Raw genomic sequence first — 14,170 nt, 5'->3', positions numbered from 1 at the left:
CATACAACAGAAAGCCCGCATTTTATGCGGGCTTTTTGCCGTCCTGGATTTGGCTTTTTCCTTCTTGCATCCCTTCCCGTCGAACGCCACGCGTGCCTGACGTCTTGCTGGCTCTTGCCGGTTGAAGATCGCCTCTGCGTGCTCCCGGGCGTCCTGCGTGACATTCCTTTTCAAGGCAAGCGACTACAATTTTCGAAGTGGCGTGTGTTTTCTTTTCAGAATACGTCGTCGCACTTTCACTGGTCAGGACGATGCTCAGGTTTGTTGTGCAAGCGCTTGTTTCAGCCAAGATTTTTTAACGTTTAAAACCGTCAGGCGGTGTATCATTGCGCCCGTCAGCCCCGCCGGGGCTTGTGGAATACCTCCATGGACTTACCCAGTAGTTACTCAGTACCCCGTTTTACCAATCATGAATTGACTGATTGATCCTTCCGGCGTGCCCCGCTGCTGGGAGTGGAGTTCGCCTATGTCCGAAGTTGAAGTAAAGAAAACGCAGGAAAGCTTGCAGGATCGCCTGGCTCAGGTGGTTGAGTTGCTGCAGCGCCAGCGAGTGGTAGAAGACCTGACTCACCGCCAGGAAGGCCCGCATCATGACCGGGTCGAGAACCTGGTCCACCGGCAGAACCTCGTCGAGTTGCAACGCAAGCTCGATGACCTGCACTCCGCCGACGTCGCCTATATCCTTGAAGCCTTGCCGCTGGATGATCGTCTGACGCTCTGGCAACTGGTCAAGGCTGATCGCGACGGCGACATCCTCCTTGAAGTATCCGATTCGGTCCGTGAATCGCTGATCGCCGACATGGACGATCACGAGCTCCTGGCAGCCGCCAAGGACATGGATGCCGACGAACTCGCTGACCTGGCCTCCGAGCTGCCGCGAGACGTCGTCCATGAGCTCATGGAGACCCTCGACCAGCAACAACGCGAGCGTGTGCGTTCGGCACTGTCCTACGACGAGGAGCAGGTCGGTGCGCTGATGGACTTCGAGATGGTGACCATCCGCGAGGATGTCAGCCTTGAAGTGGTCTTGCGTTATCTGCGTCGTCTGAAAGAGCTGCCGGGCCACACCGACAAGCTGTTCGTGGTCGATTACGACGGCGTCCTCAAGGGCGTGTTGCCGATCAAGCGTTTGCTGGTCAATGATCCGGACAAACAGGTTTCCGAGGTGATGGCCAGCGATCCGGTGAGTTTTCACCCGGACGAAGACGCCTACGATGCCGCCCAGGCGTTCGAGCGTTACGACTTGATCTCTGCGCCCGTGGTCGACAAGAACGGCAAGCTGATCGGTCGTCTGACCATCGATGAAATGGTCGACCTGATCCGTGAAGAGAGCGAAAGCGAAGTTCTCAACATGGCGGGTCTGCGAGAAGAAGAAGATATTTTTGCGTCGGTCTGGAAGTCCCTGCGTAACCGCTGGGCCTGGCTGGCGATCAACCTGATTACCGCGTTCGTGGCTTCCCGGGTCATCGGTTTGTTCGAGGGGTCGATCGAGAAGCTCGTGGCGCTGGCGGCGTTGATGCCGATCGTGGCGGGCATCGGTGGTAACTCGGGCAACCAGACCATCACCATGATTGTTCGGGCCATGGCGCTGGACCAGGTGAGCACCGGCAATACCTCGCGCCTGATGCGCAAGGAGTTGGCAGTCGCCTTGATCAACGGTGTGATATGGGGCGGGGTGATCGGTGTGGTCGCCTATCTGCTGTATGGCAGTTGGTCGCTCGGCGTGGTGATGACCGCCGCAATGACGCTCAATCTGTTGCTGGCAGCATTGATGGGGGTCTTGATTCCGATGACCCTGGCGAAGATGGGGCGTGATCCTGCGATGGGGGCCAGTGTGATGATTACGGCCATGACCGACAGCGGAGGCTTTTTCATCTTCCTCGGGTTGGCGACAATTTTCCTGCTCTGATGCCCGGCTCACTGAAAACCCGCCTTCTGGCGGGTTTTTTGTGCCCGGGTGAAACTGTAGGAGCCAGCCTGCTGGCGATGAACTCAAATGCGCCGCGTTCATCCGGTTAACACACGTAATCGTTAACGACCATCGCAGGCAAGCCAGCTCCCACACGGGACCGTGCCCACGCTGAAACTGTAGGAGCCAGCCTGCTGGCGATGGACTCAAATGCGCCGCGTTTATCCGGTTAACACGCGTAATCGTTAACGACCATCGCTGCGATGCGGCGACCCGACAAGCCAGCTCCCACAAGGGGCTCCTACACGGGGGCGTGCCCACGCTCAAACCAGTGAAATAACCAAAAAAAAAGCCAGCGATCAGGCTGGCTTGAGCTTTCTGGCTGAATCAGGACGCGTCGGCGGCCATTTCAGCGTCATGAGCGATCAGCGAAACCAGAGCGTTCTGCTGTCGATGGGAGAGTTGGCGGAAGCGCTGCAACAGCTCCCTTTCGTGCAAGGAAAGCTCCGGGCTGTCCAGGCGCATGCTCAACTCTTCTCCCAGTGCGCCTTCCTGAATGAGACTCTGCTCAAGGCGCGCAATGATTTCGGAGTTCATGCTGCGATGATGATTGCGAGCCACCTCGGCAATGCGTTCACGCATTCCGTCTGGCAGACGTACGACGAACTTGTCAGCCGTACGGCTGGAATAAATTGCCTGTTTCAATGGGCGCATATATTTAACCGGTTAGTTCAGGGGAGCGGTTTTCGGGATTGGCCGCAGGATGTCTGATAGGACAAGCTCTCTGACCAAATGTTCAACCTGAATTGATAGAGGCGCGCATCATGCCTCAAACCAGCCAGATCCTTGGCGTCAATTCTGTGACAAATATTGAACTGGATAAAGGCGTTCTGCCAGCACCAATTATCAGAAATGCGCACTGGTTTGAAAAGTTTGACCGGGCCGTTTCGCTTTGCATTTTCTCCGGCCGACGAAAGGTCTCTGGCGGGAGGAAATAAGCGGACTCGATCCCTGTTCCTTACCCTTACAGAATAGTGGCAAATGGCCGATTTACTAGAGGAGGTCGTATTGAGGAGCTGAATTCAGGATGGATGGCAGGTCCTTGCACTGAATCTGCCAAGCCAGGTCAACGCAATACCGGATCAAACTTGATCTTGCGCCCGGCAATCAATGCAAGCACGAACAGAGTGGTGAATACACCGCAGGCGATCAGGGGGAGGGTGACGACCATGTCCTGGGTCAATGACAGATGAAAAATGCCGCTCAACAAGGCGAGGATGAAAAAGCTCGCGGCTGATCTGGACATGCGGTGCTCCTGGTGGGGGATTCAAAATGCCAAACGTTCGGCAGGCGGGTTCGGCGCCGTGATGTTTTCCTGGCTGACAAAGCCGTGCTGGTCGCTTATCGCTGCCAGTTGCGGATCCTTCTGCAACTGCAGGTAATGCGGCATGCGTTGGGCAACCTGCGTAGCGCTGCTCTCGGGAAAAAAATGAAATCCCGATAAAACTGCCAGTGCGATTGCATTCGAGAGTAAAAGGGCGCATTTCATGGCGCGGACCTCGTTTGTTCTGTGAGAACAGCAGAAGCAGCTCGCATGCCAGAGTTTATCGACAATTAAATTCTTTAAAAACAACGAATTAAGTTATTTTTGGTAAAGCTCCATATTGCATTTTGCAATGATGGCTTTTTGCAGTGATGCAATTTGCACGGTAAACAAGTCCGCGCCCGGCCGAGGCGTCTGCCTACACTTAAAAAGCCTACGGACGACATGACAAAAGCCAGCCCGGCCGTTAACATGCACGCCGTCCATCGCACCGCGTTTCTTCGCGGCCGACTTGTGTCTCAGTAGCTCAATTGGATAGAGCATCCCCCTCCTAAGGGGAAGGTTGGCAGTTCGAACCTGCCCTGGGACACCATACAGATAAAGGGTTCTGGCCTTTTCATAGTGACAGCGAGTAGCGTCCGTGACAGCAAGGTGACAGCACCAGCAAACAGAAAGCCCCTACGCAGATGCATACTGGTGGGGGCTTTTTTGTTCCCGGTGTTAGGCAGGGGGTCAAATCGTCTGGCACATCAGCACCAGCCACACGGGTTGATTGCCCGTTAGTATGGCCTTGATGGCATAGATGGTGCGGCCAGCTACCAGGCGCCAACTTAGATCTATCTCGTCAAGGTGACGAATGGTGATGCGGTAGGTGGTTTCGGCCTGCTCGGCACTGGCGGCCAGGAGCTCGTGCCCTCGATGCTCGCCCACTCCCGGCTCACGTCCACCCATTGACCGTTCATTTGGTCGAACTCGTCCTGAGTCAGCTCCTGCCGCTGCAAGGTCAGCGGGTGGCGCAGGCGATCCGCGTTCATACCGTCACGATCATGGGGCGGTAGGAGTTGAGCAGCAGCACATAGGCGGGTTTTTCGCTCAGCACGCGGTCAACTTGGCACTCGCGGTTCAGGTACAAGTCGCCATCAGCAGCACGGCGGCCTGATCGCGTGATTGCGCGGCGCCGTAGAGTTGCGAATTCGGTCGCGCCTCGGGGCCGCACAAGTGAAGCAGGACGATGAACCCCGAGAATGTGGTTTTTGCATTCTTGTGCGCCATCGAAAAAATGAATGTGCGCGTCGGCGAATCGTAAAGCCGTTTCATCCAGCGGCGCTGATGCTTGCTCAACTTGACCGCGCGCCCAACTAATCGGCCCTCGGAAATGCTGCAGTGCTCTTCAATTCACGCGCAATTACGCTCCCCGCGTGTCAGTCGTTTTCGATCTGTCATGGCTTCAGGTCCTTCCCTTGGTTTTTAACTACCTTGTCCTTGCGAATAAGTCTCTGATGTGTGAGCCGCATCGAGCGCATCATCGCGATGATGCAGCGTGCTTCACGCTCCGCCGCCGTAGCAAGCAAGCCGAATCGCTTGAGCCCATCGTCGTCGGCGAATCAGACGGGGTCGAAAGCTTCCTGTTGCTGTGCGATTAGGTCAGACGTGACCTTGTGCCGGTAGTATTGAGTGAGCATTGGCGCATGCACTTCACCGAACCAGTCGGCCGGTATTGCGTTAACGGCGACACCCAAGCCGATTTTTGAGCTGGGGTTAACGTGGCCGGTGGTGCGATTCGAACCCAGAGAGAGGCCGGGGAAGCGACCGCCAGCGAGGCAGCCGACTTTTGTCCGCGTGCCGCCATGGAGATTTACCAAAAAAGTTCGTTTTTAACTAAAGTGTTAATCGGGACCGGTCATTGAGGCAAAGGCTCCAGACTTTTGACCTCCCCCCTCCCTAATGGCTTCATCAAGCAGTATCAAGTGTCCTGGTCACGTTGCTCGATGGGCTGCGGCATGGATCGCCTGAATGCGGCAAGGCCTTGGAAAGCTTCAAACGGCTTGGCCTTGGTTATAGGCCATCTCCACCATCGCGTTGATGAGCTCTAATACCGCTTTTTTCTTTGGGTCGAGCGCTATGCTCAAGGGCGGTATGGTGCGTGAAGTGGTAAGTCGCCCAGGTGAAAAGTGAGTTTGGCAAGCGCCTGGGAGCTCCCGATTCGGCTAGCCTATGATGCATTCGCGCTATGAGGCGTTTCGAAATTTTCAGGTTGGAATACCGAGGAAACGCAATGGATGACGTGGTTTACGCAGAGAAGTTAGTGGCGGAGTTCAAGGCCCGGCCAGGCGGAAAACTCTATGCAGCGCTATTCAGCATCCTTGATAAGCATGGCCTTAAGCCTCACGGTTCGGCTAACTCAAAGACCTTGTTGTACAAGTATGCCGGGACTGGCGGCGAACAGCACAACTTGCTTGCCTTCCGACGGGAACCGATTCGGGTAGTCTCCTTTCCGAAAGGATTTTGGCAGGAGCGCAAGAGTAAGCGCAGCGAGCTATGTGCTGAGTTTGACGCCATATCAGAGATGCCCACCGTTGGACCTGGTGGTGGTCCTTCGGTAAAGGAGTCGGCCGGTCAGGTGTCGCTCAATGACGGCACATTCGAGCGGCTGAAGGCGCTGTGCGAGGCCGTTTGCTTGTACGCGAAATCATTGGAAAACTAAGCTACTGGTCCGATCAAAGTACAGGAAGCAAACGTGGCTCGAAAACGACCGGTTGAATCCACGGCCCAGACCGGTCATTCGCGACAGGCAGAAAAACAGCCAAAAGCAGACGCTCGTGTAAGCCCCCTCTGCCCGAAAGCTGGCACTCACGGGCGCGAGCGCTTAACCCATAACCGACCATAGACAATCTGCCGACAACTTCGTAACCTCGGGGCAGGTCTTGTCGCTTTTTCTCCTTGGCCCATGTCGCGTTTCTAGCATTCGACTCAATTGGCTAAAGGGCTTATACATGGACAAGTAAAATTATGCGTCGTAAGGAAGCTCCATGAACGTCCTTATCGAAAATCTCAAAGCGCTCGCCACGGCAGCGCCGCTCGAAAATTTCACTTGGGAAATACCTGATAACTGTCCAGTTAAAATTCCTGCCGAAATCACAGGAAGTTACAAACGGAACGAGTACTTGAAGGACAACTTTGCGTCCAGCTTGGGTCATCTAAACAATGACCAACTCTACTGGGTAATAAACCAGTGGGGAGGAATAGGCTCGTTCAAGCGAACAGAAAAGAACGATGCCTTACTCAAAGTGCTCAAAGATCAGCTTGGCGTGGGAAGACTTCGCAAGGCTAGTTTTGAACGTATCTCATCGCTCTCAAAGGTTGCCTCCTTCCTTGAGCCAACCAACTACGTAATCTATGACTCGCGTGCCATTTACAGCCTGAATTGGCTGATCTATCTGTATGCCAACCACTTGCCATTATACCCACAGCCGAGCGGGCGAAACTCTGAGGTTGCTAGTATCGACTGCAAAACGATCTTCGAACTGCACAATCCGAAGGTTCAGTATCATTCGTTTAAGACTGCCTACCACAGCTACTGCGACCTCATTCGCCAGCTCAACATAGCCGTATTTGAAGACTCGCAACGCCCTTATAAACTTGAGATGTTGCTATTCATGCTGGCACCTACTTATATCGTCAATCAGATCAGAAGCATGATTACGGTCACGATTGACGGCGGCGCATAACAATCATTCAAGCCAACGCCGCTTCGAGGCTCAGCTTAATTCAAACGTTTGATTCTTGGAGGGCAGGTAGATGTACAACCTGTTTGTTACAGCGCAAGATGGTGCGTGGGAGTCACCAAGCTACGAATACGACCGTAGTAGGTTTCTTGAATACACGAACGAATCGCTAGCTGAGAAGTTCAAGATTCTTGGCGCAGAGCAAATTGAATATCTGAAAAATATTCCCTGCCTATTTACGTACGAGGGTTTTAGGGGCGGCGTGAAGATAGGGCGCCTGACGGATATTCGTGAGCGAGGAAAGACAATCGTCATCGGATACGAATTTCATCCACGGATTCAGGCCATCCCGCATGAGCGAATTGAGCAAATATCCGCGCTTCTTGATATCCGAAAGTGGGAGATGAATCGTACACACTGGGCAATTAAAGATGAGAATCTTTTTGAACGCCTGAGGTCGTCAGGATTGGCTCACAGAAACACTCAGGATTGGCCGCAAAGGTTATCAAAGCGGCAGCCATCGGAAACAAAAAGCCAAACATCTCGGGTAAGCACAGTCGCCGGCTTCATCAAAAAAGTCCTTACGGAAATTGAAAGCAACGGAGCAGAGGTCTTCTATAGAGGGCACTCCGATAGGAGAAAGTACAAGCTAGAGCCGTCTCTGTTTCGGAAGGATGATCGCGGAAACTACACCTATCTTCACAATGAGCATATTCTTTATCGAGAGTTAATCGTTTCCAACGCAGATGATTTTGACGCAGATCACCACACACTAGATCGTCTAGTTAGAATGCAACATTATTCCCTTCCGACGCGCCTGCTGGATATAACATCAAATCCGCTTATTGCGCTGTATTTTGCGTGCAAATCGAAATATGGAGAGTTGAAAAATGGAAAGTATGAGGGGGAGGTTGAAGGCGAGGTTGTCGTGTTTTCAATTTCTGCGAACTACATCAAATACTTCGACTCTGATAAGGCAAGTTGTATCGCGAATTTGGCTCGCCTTCCGAAGACAGAAAAAGACGCTATCGACTTCAGTATTTCTGATGGTGTCACCTTTAATGAACAGCTATCTATAAAGCGCCTTACGCATTTTATCAGAGGGGAGAAGCCGTTCTTTGAACCAGAAATTGTGCCTTCTCACCTGAAGGATATTGTGTGCGTTAAGAGCAAGAAAAACAATGCGCGTATTCACTCGCAATCAGGCGCTTTTTTGTTGTTTGGCTTGGATGCGGTCTTGGATGAGAGTGGGTCAGAAGATATTAAGGTAATAAGAATGTCTGTTTCAAATAAAGCTGGGATATTGGCTGAGCTCGATCGACTTAATATTAATGAAAGTACGGTCTTTCCTTACATCGAAAGTTCAGCGAAATACGTGGCAAATAAGTATAGATTTATTGCGCCAAAAATCTAACTATTCACAGCTGGCGCGAGTGTCAACTTCTGGCCGGTTGCTGCCTCTAGAGAAGTGCAGCAATCGAGTCGTTGGCGATGAAGGTGAAATTAACCTGCATTTTTCAAATGCGTGTAGCTGTAATTGTGGTCATCACACGTTGTGATGGCTTAGTATAGGTTTACATTATTTATTTCACAGCGAGCGGAACTTGCTTTTACACTTATCACTTCTTGATATGAGGTGAAAGAAAAATTAAAATCCATTGAGTTGCTATCGCTGCCGTTAGCGTAGAGATTGTGTGATTCGTCTGAAGATTCGGAGTCTGTCTGTGTCGAAAATGTTTGTCGTCCTTTGTACTCGATGTCTAAGGTGCACTCTACTTCCACATCAAGGAATGCGCCTCCACTATAATTTGTAGTAAGATCATAACTCAACGTTGCATCGCAATCACGGTAATAGTCCCCTGAATAGCTCTGATTGCAATCCAGGCTTGCTTGTGAAATTGAAATGCAAACTTTAGCATTGGTTTTATATTCCGTTTCACAATCTGCTTCGCTTACTCTTTGGTCTTTTCGGCGTTGAATTTCAGCGGCTATGGCTTTGTTAAGCTCTCTTTGTTTGCTGACCTCCTGTTGAGTCATAGGGGTGCAAGATGAACCATTTTTCTTGAATCCACTATTACACGTCCATCCGCTTCCATAAACGTCGATGCTTGCGTTCTCAGGAACAACAACTTTCGCGCACGCTTGCCCGGCCTTGAAATATCCTCTATTGCATGCCCATCCACTACCGTAAACATCGATGCTTGCGTTCTCAGGAACGACTACTTTCGTACAGACTTGTCCGGCCTTGAAATACCCTCTATTGCATGCCCATCCACTACCGTAAACGTCGATGCTTGCGTTCTCAGGAATGACGACTTTCGCGCACGCCTGTCCGGCCTTGTAAAATCCTCGATCACAATCCCAACCGTTCCCAAGAATATTAGGGTGTGAATTGAGTGGAAGGTCAGCTGCAAATGACGTGCTGGAGGCAATTAGTGTCAATAGCAAAAAAATTAATTTCATGTGTTTAGCCCTATAGAAAAATAATATTTAAGCGAACTGACAGGTAAAAGCCGAGGGCGGCGTATCCCAAAGTTAAGCTGGAACGTATACCAATCTACTGCAATTTTCCAATTCAGCTGATCACGCCGGGTTCAGCTGCACTGTCGCGTTTCACAATGCCGGTAAGTGTTTCCACTGCCCATTGGTATCCCGCTAGCACTCTGTCGGCATCTGGAAGATCAGATAGCTCCGCCTCTGAAATGTGTGTCACTCGATTTCTGATCTGTCGGAGTGCATGCAATTCGTCCTCCAATCCGTCCGGGGCAATACGGCTTATGAGAGCATGCAGAGGTGCATTTGCTGTTTCATCACCTTTAAAATGACGAGCGAAAGCGCGTACAGCGTGCTCGAAAGCTACGCCGCCTTGCAGCAGCGCCGCGAGCGGATGTCCTGATTTCAGCAGCGATCTCGACTCTTCCATGAGAGTTTCTGAGTCACCAACAGTCACCCGTGTAGACGCCGCAGCGCTATGGGTAGGCCGTATCTTGAGGACTAAGTCGTGCAGCGATAGAAGCCGATCGTTGACAGCCTTAAACGAGTCCTTGTCATCTGATTGTTTTTCGACCCGTTTGTATTGGCCAAAAAAGAACATGATGAAGAACAAAACGGCAAAGAAAGTGCTTAAGGCGCCTTTTATTTCTGCCGGTGGCTGCCAAGGCGCAAACGCACCATAGGCAACGATGCAAACCGCCAGCGCAACTGGCAAAAAAAAGCCTTTTACTACGGCCCAAGCGAGAATGAAGAAGCGTCGGATTTTCGGACTGAGCTGCATTGATGTTCTGCCAACCAATTGAGTAGAAGACGCAAACGGAGCAACGTTTTTCGCCATTTGTGTCTGATAACGTTCCTTGTTTATGCATAACCTCTTGATCGGCTGTGTATCGCGTTAGAAGCGGAATGCTGCGGGGGAGGAAGCGACATGAAACAAAATGACATTACTGAGTACCAGTCATATTGTCTACGGTCTGCTTCTGGCCGATTTCTGCCTGTCGCGAAGCGACCCATAGCGACCCAATATAGATAGTCCGTCCCGCCTTCACCGATACTGGTAACGGTTGGCAGGTAGCTGTCAGCAAGGGTGGAACATGCACCTGTAGACTACGAATAAAACGACCCAAACGCATGACGTTCGCCGCTTTAGTTTCGAGTCTGCAGGTGCGCTTGCGCTTATCTCATGGGGCAAACATTGAGGCGAGCGCCGCGCCTGAAAGCACCACCGCAACAAGAGCCACGGCCTGCTGCCGTAGCCAGCTGGGTTTGGCCAGCAACTGCGCCTCTAGTTGTTCGATTCGAGCCTGGGTTCGTTGCTGGTTTTCCAGTAATTCGCTCATCTTCGACTCGACGCGCCCCAGACGCTGGACTAGCAACTCGCTTGCGTCGCTCATTTCTTTCAACGACACCACCATCGAGGTCGACAGGCGTTCCCTCGCTTGGATTTCACTGCCCAACAGCTTGGTCACTCGCTCGATCTGCTTCTGGTGAGCCCCCTGAGCATCCCTCTGCTGGGCTAACTGGCGCGAGGACGCTGCATTGAGTTGCTCCTGCATCCGGGTGCCGTTCGAGAAGGCCAGGCTCAATGCCTGTAACTCCGTCTCATGGTTGTTCTGTGCGGCGGCCAGCTGATTCACTGCATGCCTGCAGTACTCATAGCCATCGGCCAACGCCAACAGTTCGTCGATCTGATGCTTGAACTCGTAGAGCACTACCAACGCACCGTTCTGGTTGCCTTCCAGGGTCTGGGTATCCGCTTGCAGGCGTTCGATCTCGCGCACCAGAGCATCATTGAAACCGCGCAGTACATTGTTGTTCACGGTATGCACCTGGGTGACCAGTTGCACCACGCTCTGTGTCACCTCAAGGCTCGCGCCAAATTCGGTCAGCAATTTGGCCAGGTCTTTGTCGTTCCTGCCTGACAAGCCACCCCAGAACGAGTCCCAACTGCCCTGATTCTGAAAGTCGTTCAATTGCGCTCTGGTCTTCGAACCACGCTGTATCGCGGCGTTGAGCTTTTGCAGGCCTTCATGGAAGTCTTTCAGCTGGTTCTCTTCGGAGCGCGGCGCCGGCAGCAACTTCTGCACCGGTTGACGGACTACTTCAGCGGCTGGCGACCCGGTAAGTACAACTCTGCCACCCAGAAAATTGAACACGTCAGGACTCCTGCGAAATACGATTGGTTGGCAAGAGTGCCGAAAAATCGATTGCACGCACGCTGGTGTGCCGAGCCAGCCGTTCGCCGTGGTTTATTGCTTCCCTGGCAAGCGCATCTACCGAATGCGCATATTCGATCAGCCCTTCGGCCATCAGCCATTCGTTTTCCTGCACCTTGATAAGCTGCAGCGCCGCCTCTCGTTTGGCTTCCAGCGACTCGCTCCACCCGGTCTTGAAATCCACCAGGTAGGCAACGATAGGGGGCACGAGGTTCTGCAAGTGATAACTGCACAGCCCGAAACCGATGGCCGACAGCACGCAGGATATATAGGGTGCTGCCATCCCGGTCAGCGGAATCAGTTGCGACTCTATCACCGGTTCCAGGCCGTCCCAGAGCACCAACGTGCCGCTGACGACTACGGTCTCGACGATTTTCTGGATCAACTCTTCCCGGCTCATCGACTGCGCGCCTTTATACAGTTGCCAGGCGCCGTGAGCGAGGTCGAAAAGGTTGCGGGCGAGGTTGTAGACTTGGCGGATCGCCTTGGATAAGGCATTGACGATGAATTCGACGATGCCGTTGAGTAGCTTCAGGGGGGCCTCGATGATTTTCTCGATCACCGCCCAGATCTTTTTGAGGAAGCGCTCCACGCGCTGTTTCAGGCGGGCAGCGCCACCCATGAACACATCCACTAGTTCGTCTTTAACGGCCATGATTGCGGCCGAAGTCAGTTGTTCCAGCAATTGCCACCCTGAGTTTTTCAGCGCCTCTTTGCTAGCACCCAGAGCGACGTCAGTGGCATTGCCCAAGGTGTCTTTGAGCTTCTTAGCTTCGATGTTGCTGCGGGTGCCTTGTTCCTGATGCAATTCCTGGCGCTTGTTGATGGGCGGGTTTTCGGTCCTGATCAGGTGTGCTTCCAAAGCAGCAGCTGTTTCGGCCGAGTCCATGGTCACGAATTTCACCTTGCATCCCGCTTCTATTTGCTCGGAAAGCTTGTACGGTTCGCCTTTTTTGTTGCCGTTGCGATGGTCGTTCAGGTGTCCGTCCTGCCAACGCTGTCGCATGTTGGTGCTATCGCCGATATAGACCAGCTTGCCGCTCGCGTCATACACCACATAAACGCCGGGTTTATCGGGCAGTTGGCTGGTGCTAGAGGTATCGGCAGCGCTGAGATCGATCTCTCCATCGAACTGCAAGGTAGCAAGTGAACCGATTCCCGCTGACAAGCTTTTCAGCAGAATCTCCTTCCACGCTACCCCGCGATTGGCAACATCCACCGCACTCTGCGCCGACGTGGCGACAAGGGTGTCCTTGCCAGCCTGCAATGGGTCGGCGGTCTTGGCATTCGGGCGGGAGTTCTTCTTGTTGCGAAAGCCGGCGATCAGTTTTCGATTGGTGTTCTCGATCGCGCGATCAACGATAAGGTTTGCCAATGGAGAGAGTGACTGTTGTTCGTAAAGTGGGCCCATGATTTCTTCTCGAAAAAGCTTTTCTGTTTGGGGGCGAACTACTGAGACGGAAGCTATCAAAGTGACACTATTGGTTCCACCTGATAATGACGTGCTTGAAAAAAAGAAGTGTTCAGGGTGCTGCCAACGAGGCCCGAACCGTCAGGAGTTTTTCCTAACATGGATGCTCACACCAACGAAAACCTGCTCGACCTGATCAATAGCCAGGGCGAGCCCCTAGTACCCTATCGCGAGGGCTGTACTTTCTTCCGCCACTTGAATTCGTATTCGAAGTGCTTGGCATGAGTTGCCCAAGCAACGCTACGAGCAAAATTATCGGCCCGGCTGGTTGATCTGGAAGCCCTACACTCAATGTCGTGTCCTTGTTCACCATACTTTCCAGAGTGAAGTGTGCAGCGCTCACTGGTCTAGGCTGCTGGAAGCGGAATGGCAGTTGATGTGCAAGACTCTCCCTGAGGAGCCGACTACCCTGGCCAATCTTGAAACGCTGGCTAATAACCCGCTGATGGTCATGCTGGGCGCTCCAGGCTCCCGCGAGCGGATGCTGCAACTGCTGGCCGAGAATGATCTGGTCGCTTGCAACTGATTGAGTCGCTCCTGAACTCTTAGGCATCTATTGGTCGGTTGCTGCCTGTCGCAGTCACGGCCTCTAACCAGTGACGTGGGTTTTGGTACACCAGGAAAGGTGTGGCTGGTTTCCGAGTCCGATAAATAAGGTCCCCACGCTCTGTGCAAAAAATGGTGGCCGATTCACCATAAACGCCGTTACGAGTAACGCGGCGGAACTCACACGGCGAAAAACTCGTTCGGTTCCTTGGGCTTCGGCTCGGCTGGCCTACCCAACACAAAATATGTGTATTGGTATTCATCCCCTGGGTTGGTCTTGACTGTCACGTCCAGCAACCGCCAACCCGCTATAAGCAGCTTGTTGGCTTCCTCAACTCCTTGAACTTCCTTCGATACTGCCGCTTCACTCATCTGCATCGGTTTTGCTCCTGTTTGAGGTTGGCCTGAGTGTAGCCGCGACGACCAGCTCGCCATGCTACGCATTCCGCCGCAGTTGATGGGGGGAGTGCCACAGAATGTTGGGGG

Annotated in this window: 14 protein-coding genes, 1 tRNA gene and 2 pseudogenes; 7 read left to right on the top strand and 10 right to left on the bottom strand. The window is 52.7% G+C overall.

Features of this window, described 5'->3' with window-relative positions; all coding sequences use genetic code 11:
* Positions 1 to 466 precede the first annotated feature (466 nt).
* Positions 467 to 1,909, top strand: coding sequence for a magnesium transporter (mgtE, locus tag AC3WN7_RS24950; protein WP_007971042.1), 1,443 nt, complete (start codon positions 467 to 469; stop codon positions 1,907 to 1,909).
* Between the two features lie 387 nt (positions 1,910 to 2,296).
* Here the strand turns inward: mgtE and AC3WN7_RS24945 are convergent, their stop codons facing one another.
* From AC3WN7_RS24945 to AC3WN7_RS24935, 3 genes are all read right to left on the bottom strand, one after another.
* Entirely contained in the window at positions 2,297 to 2,623 is a 327-nt protein-coding gene (locus AC3WN7_RS24945) for an Arc family DNA-binding protein (RefSeq protein WP_003178899.1), read from the bottom strand.
* A 412-nt stretch (positions 2,624 to 3,035) separates the two neighbouring features.
* The gene (locus AC3WN7_RS24940; RefSeq protein ID WP_095963656.1) at positions 3,036 to 3,215 is read right to left on the bottom strand and encodes a PA3371 family protein; all 180 of its coding nucleotides are present in this window, start codon (positions 3,213 to 3,215) and stop codon (positions 3,036 to 3,038) included.
* A gap of 21 nt (positions 3,216 to 3,236) precedes the next feature.
* Positions 3,237 to 3,458, bottom strand: coding sequence for a hypothetical protein (locus tag AC3WN7_RS24935; RefSeq protein ID WP_102675426.1), 222 nt, complete (start codon positions 3,456 to 3,458; stop codon positions 3,237 to 3,239).
* Between the two features lie 290 nt (positions 3,459 to 3,748).
* Here AC3WN7_RS24935 and AC3WN7_RS24930 point away from each other — a divergent pair.
* Positions 3,749 to 3,825 (top strand) — tRNA-Arg (locus AC3WN7_RS24930).
* Between the two features lie 140 nt (positions 3,826 to 3,965).
* On the opposite strand, the pseudogene AC3WN7_RS24925 reads toward AC3WN7_RS24930, so the two are convergent.
* Both AC3WN7_RS24925 and AC3WN7_RS24920 read right to left on the bottom strand, forming a co-directional pair.
* A pseudogene (locus AC3WN7_RS24925) lies at positions 3,966 to 4,267 on the bottom strand (phage head closure protein).
* Between the two features lie 88 nt (positions 4,268 to 4,355).
* Positions 4,356 to 4,574 carry a terminase large subunit domain-containing protein gene (locus AC3WN7_RS24920; protein ID WP_207258488.1) on the bottom strand — a complete coding sequence of 73 codons (219 nt, stop codon included), beginning with the start codon at positions 4,572 to 4,574 and terminating at the stop codon, positions 4,356 to 4,358.
* A gap of 934 nt (positions 4,575 to 5,508) precedes the next feature.
* Here AC3WN7_RS24920 and AC3WN7_RS24915 point away from each other — a divergent pair.
* The 3 genes from AC3WN7_RS24915 to AC3WN7_RS24905 all read left to right on the top strand — a co-directional run bounded on the left by AC3WN7_RS24915 (position 5,509) and on the right by AC3WN7_RS24905 (position 8,372).
* Positions 5,509 to 5,937, top strand: coding sequence for a hypothetical protein (locus AC3WN7_RS24915; RefSeq protein WP_102675428.1), 429 nt, complete (start codon positions 5,509 to 5,511; stop codon positions 5,935 to 5,937).
* Between the two features lie 325 nt (positions 5,938 to 6,262).
* Positions 6,263 to 6,961, top strand: coding sequence for a hypothetical protein (locus AC3WN7_RS24910; protein ID WP_219735710.1), 699 nt, complete (start codon positions 6,263 to 6,265; stop codon positions 6,959 to 6,961).
* Positions 6,962 to 7,031: 70 nt separating this feature from the next.
* Complete coding sequence (locus AC3WN7_RS24905; protein WP_102675429.1) at positions 7,032 to 8,372, top strand: FRG domain-containing protein; 1,341 nt, start codon at positions 7,032 to 7,034, stop codon at positions 8,370 to 8,372.
* 149 nt (positions 8,373 to 8,521) lie between these two features.
* Here the strand turns inward: AC3WN7_RS24905 and AC3WN7_RS24900 are convergent, their stop codons facing one another.
* From AC3WN7_RS24900 to AC3WN7_RS24885, 4 genes are all read right to left on the bottom strand, one after another.
* A complete protein-coding gene (locus AC3WN7_RS24900) occupies positions 8,522 to 9,421 on the bottom strand; it encodes a hypothetical protein (protein WP_207258490.1) in 900 nt (299 codons plus the stop codon).
* Positions 9,422 to 9,533: 112 nt separating this feature from the next.
* Positions 9,534 to 10,289 carry a hypothetical protein gene (locus tag AC3WN7_RS24895; protein ID WP_102675430.1) on the bottom strand — a complete coding sequence of 252 codons (756 nt, stop codon included), beginning with the start codon at positions 10,287 to 10,289 and terminating at the stop codon, positions 9,534 to 9,536.
* Positions 10,290 to 10,632: 343 nt separating this feature from the next.
* A complete protein-coding gene (locus tag AC3WN7_RS24890) occupies positions 10,633 to 11,607 on the bottom strand; it encodes a hypothetical protein (RefSeq protein ID WP_102675431.1) in 975 nt (324 codons plus the stop codon).
* Position 11,608: 1 nt separating this feature from the next.
* Complete coding sequence (locus AC3WN7_RS24885) at positions 11,609 to 13,078, bottom strand: nucleotide excision repair endonuclease (protein ID WP_102675432.1); 1,470 nt, start codon at positions 13,076 to 13,078, stop codon at positions 11,609 to 11,611.
* 436 nt (positions 13,079 to 13,514) lie between these two features.
* Between AC3WN7_RS24885 and AC3WN7_RS24880 the strand changes: the two genes are divergently transcribed.
* Positions 13,515 to 13,664 (top strand): hypothetical protein, encoded by a 150-nt coding sequence (locus AC3WN7_RS24880; protein WP_158247857.1) that lies wholly within the window; start codon positions 13,515 to 13,517, stop codon positions 13,662 to 13,664.
* 200 nt (positions 13,665 to 13,864) lie between these two features.
* Here the strand turns inward: AC3WN7_RS24880 and AC3WN7_RS24875 are convergent, their stop codons facing one another.
* Positions 13,865 to 14,062, bottom strand: a complete 198-nt coding sequence (locus AC3WN7_RS24875; protein WP_102675434.1) for a hypothetical protein — start codon at positions 14,060 to 14,062, stop codon at positions 13,865 to 13,867.
* 34 nt (positions 14,063 to 14,096) lie between these two features.
* Here AC3WN7_RS24875 and AC3WN7_RS24870 point away from each other — a divergent pair.
* Positions 14,097 to 14,170, top strand: a pseudogene (locus AC3WN7_RS24870) (phage portal protein); the annotation flags it as partial.

Source organism: Pseudomonas sp. FW305-70, assembly GCF_058783925.1.
This window is presented reverse-complemented; position numbering and strand designations above follow the sequence as displayed.

Bases quoted from the DNA above. Each gene is read 5' to 3' on its own strand.
- mgtE (WP_007971042.1), top strand. From the start codon at position 467: ATGTCCGAAGTTGAAGTAAAGAAAACGCAGGAAAGCTTGCAGGATCGC.
- AC3WN7_RS24945 (WP_003178899.1), bottom strand. From the start codon at position 2,623: ATGCGCCCATTGAAACAGGCAATTTATTCCAGCCGTACGGCTGACAAG.
- AC3WN7_RS24940 (WP_095963656.1), bottom strand. From the start codon at position 3,215: ATGTCCAGATCAGCCGCGAGCTTTTTCATCCTCGCCTTGTTGAGCGGC.
- AC3WN7_RS24935 (WP_102675426.1), bottom strand. From the start codon at position 3,458: ATGAAATGCGCCCTTTTACTCTCGAATGCAATCGCACTGGCAGTTTTA.
- AC3WN7_RS24915 (WP_102675428.1), top strand. From the start codon at position 5,509: ATGGATGACGTGGTTTACGCAGAGAAGTTAGTGGCGGAGTTCAAGGCC.
- AC3WN7_RS24910 (WP_219735710.1), top strand. From the start codon at position 6,263: ATGAACGTCCTTATCGAAAATCTCAAAGCGCTCGCCACGGCAGCGCCG.
- AC3WN7_RS24905 (WP_102675429.1), top strand. From the start codon at position 7,032: ATGTACAACCTGTTTGTTACAGCGCAAGATGGTGCGTGGGAGTCACCA.
- AC3WN7_RS24900 (WP_207258490.1), bottom strand. From the start codon at position 9,421: ATGAAATTAATTTTTTTGCTATTGACACTAATTGCCTCCAGCACGTCA.
- AC3WN7_RS24895 (WP_102675430.1), bottom strand. From the start codon at position 10,289: ATGGCGAAAAACGTTGCTCCGTTTGCGTCTTCTACTCAATTGGTTGGC.
- AC3WN7_RS24885 (WP_102675432.1), bottom strand. From the start codon at position 13,078: ATGGGCCCACTTTACGAACAACAGTCACTCTCTCCATTGGCAAACCTT.
- AC3WN7_RS24880 (WP_158247857.1), top strand. From the start codon at position 13,515: ATGTGCAAGACTCTCCCTGAGGAGCCGACTACCCTGGCCAATCTTGAA.
- AC3WN7_RS24875 (WP_102675434.1), bottom strand. From the start codon at position 14,062: ATGCAGATGAGTGAAGCGGCAGTATCGAAGGAAGTTCAAGGAGTTGAG.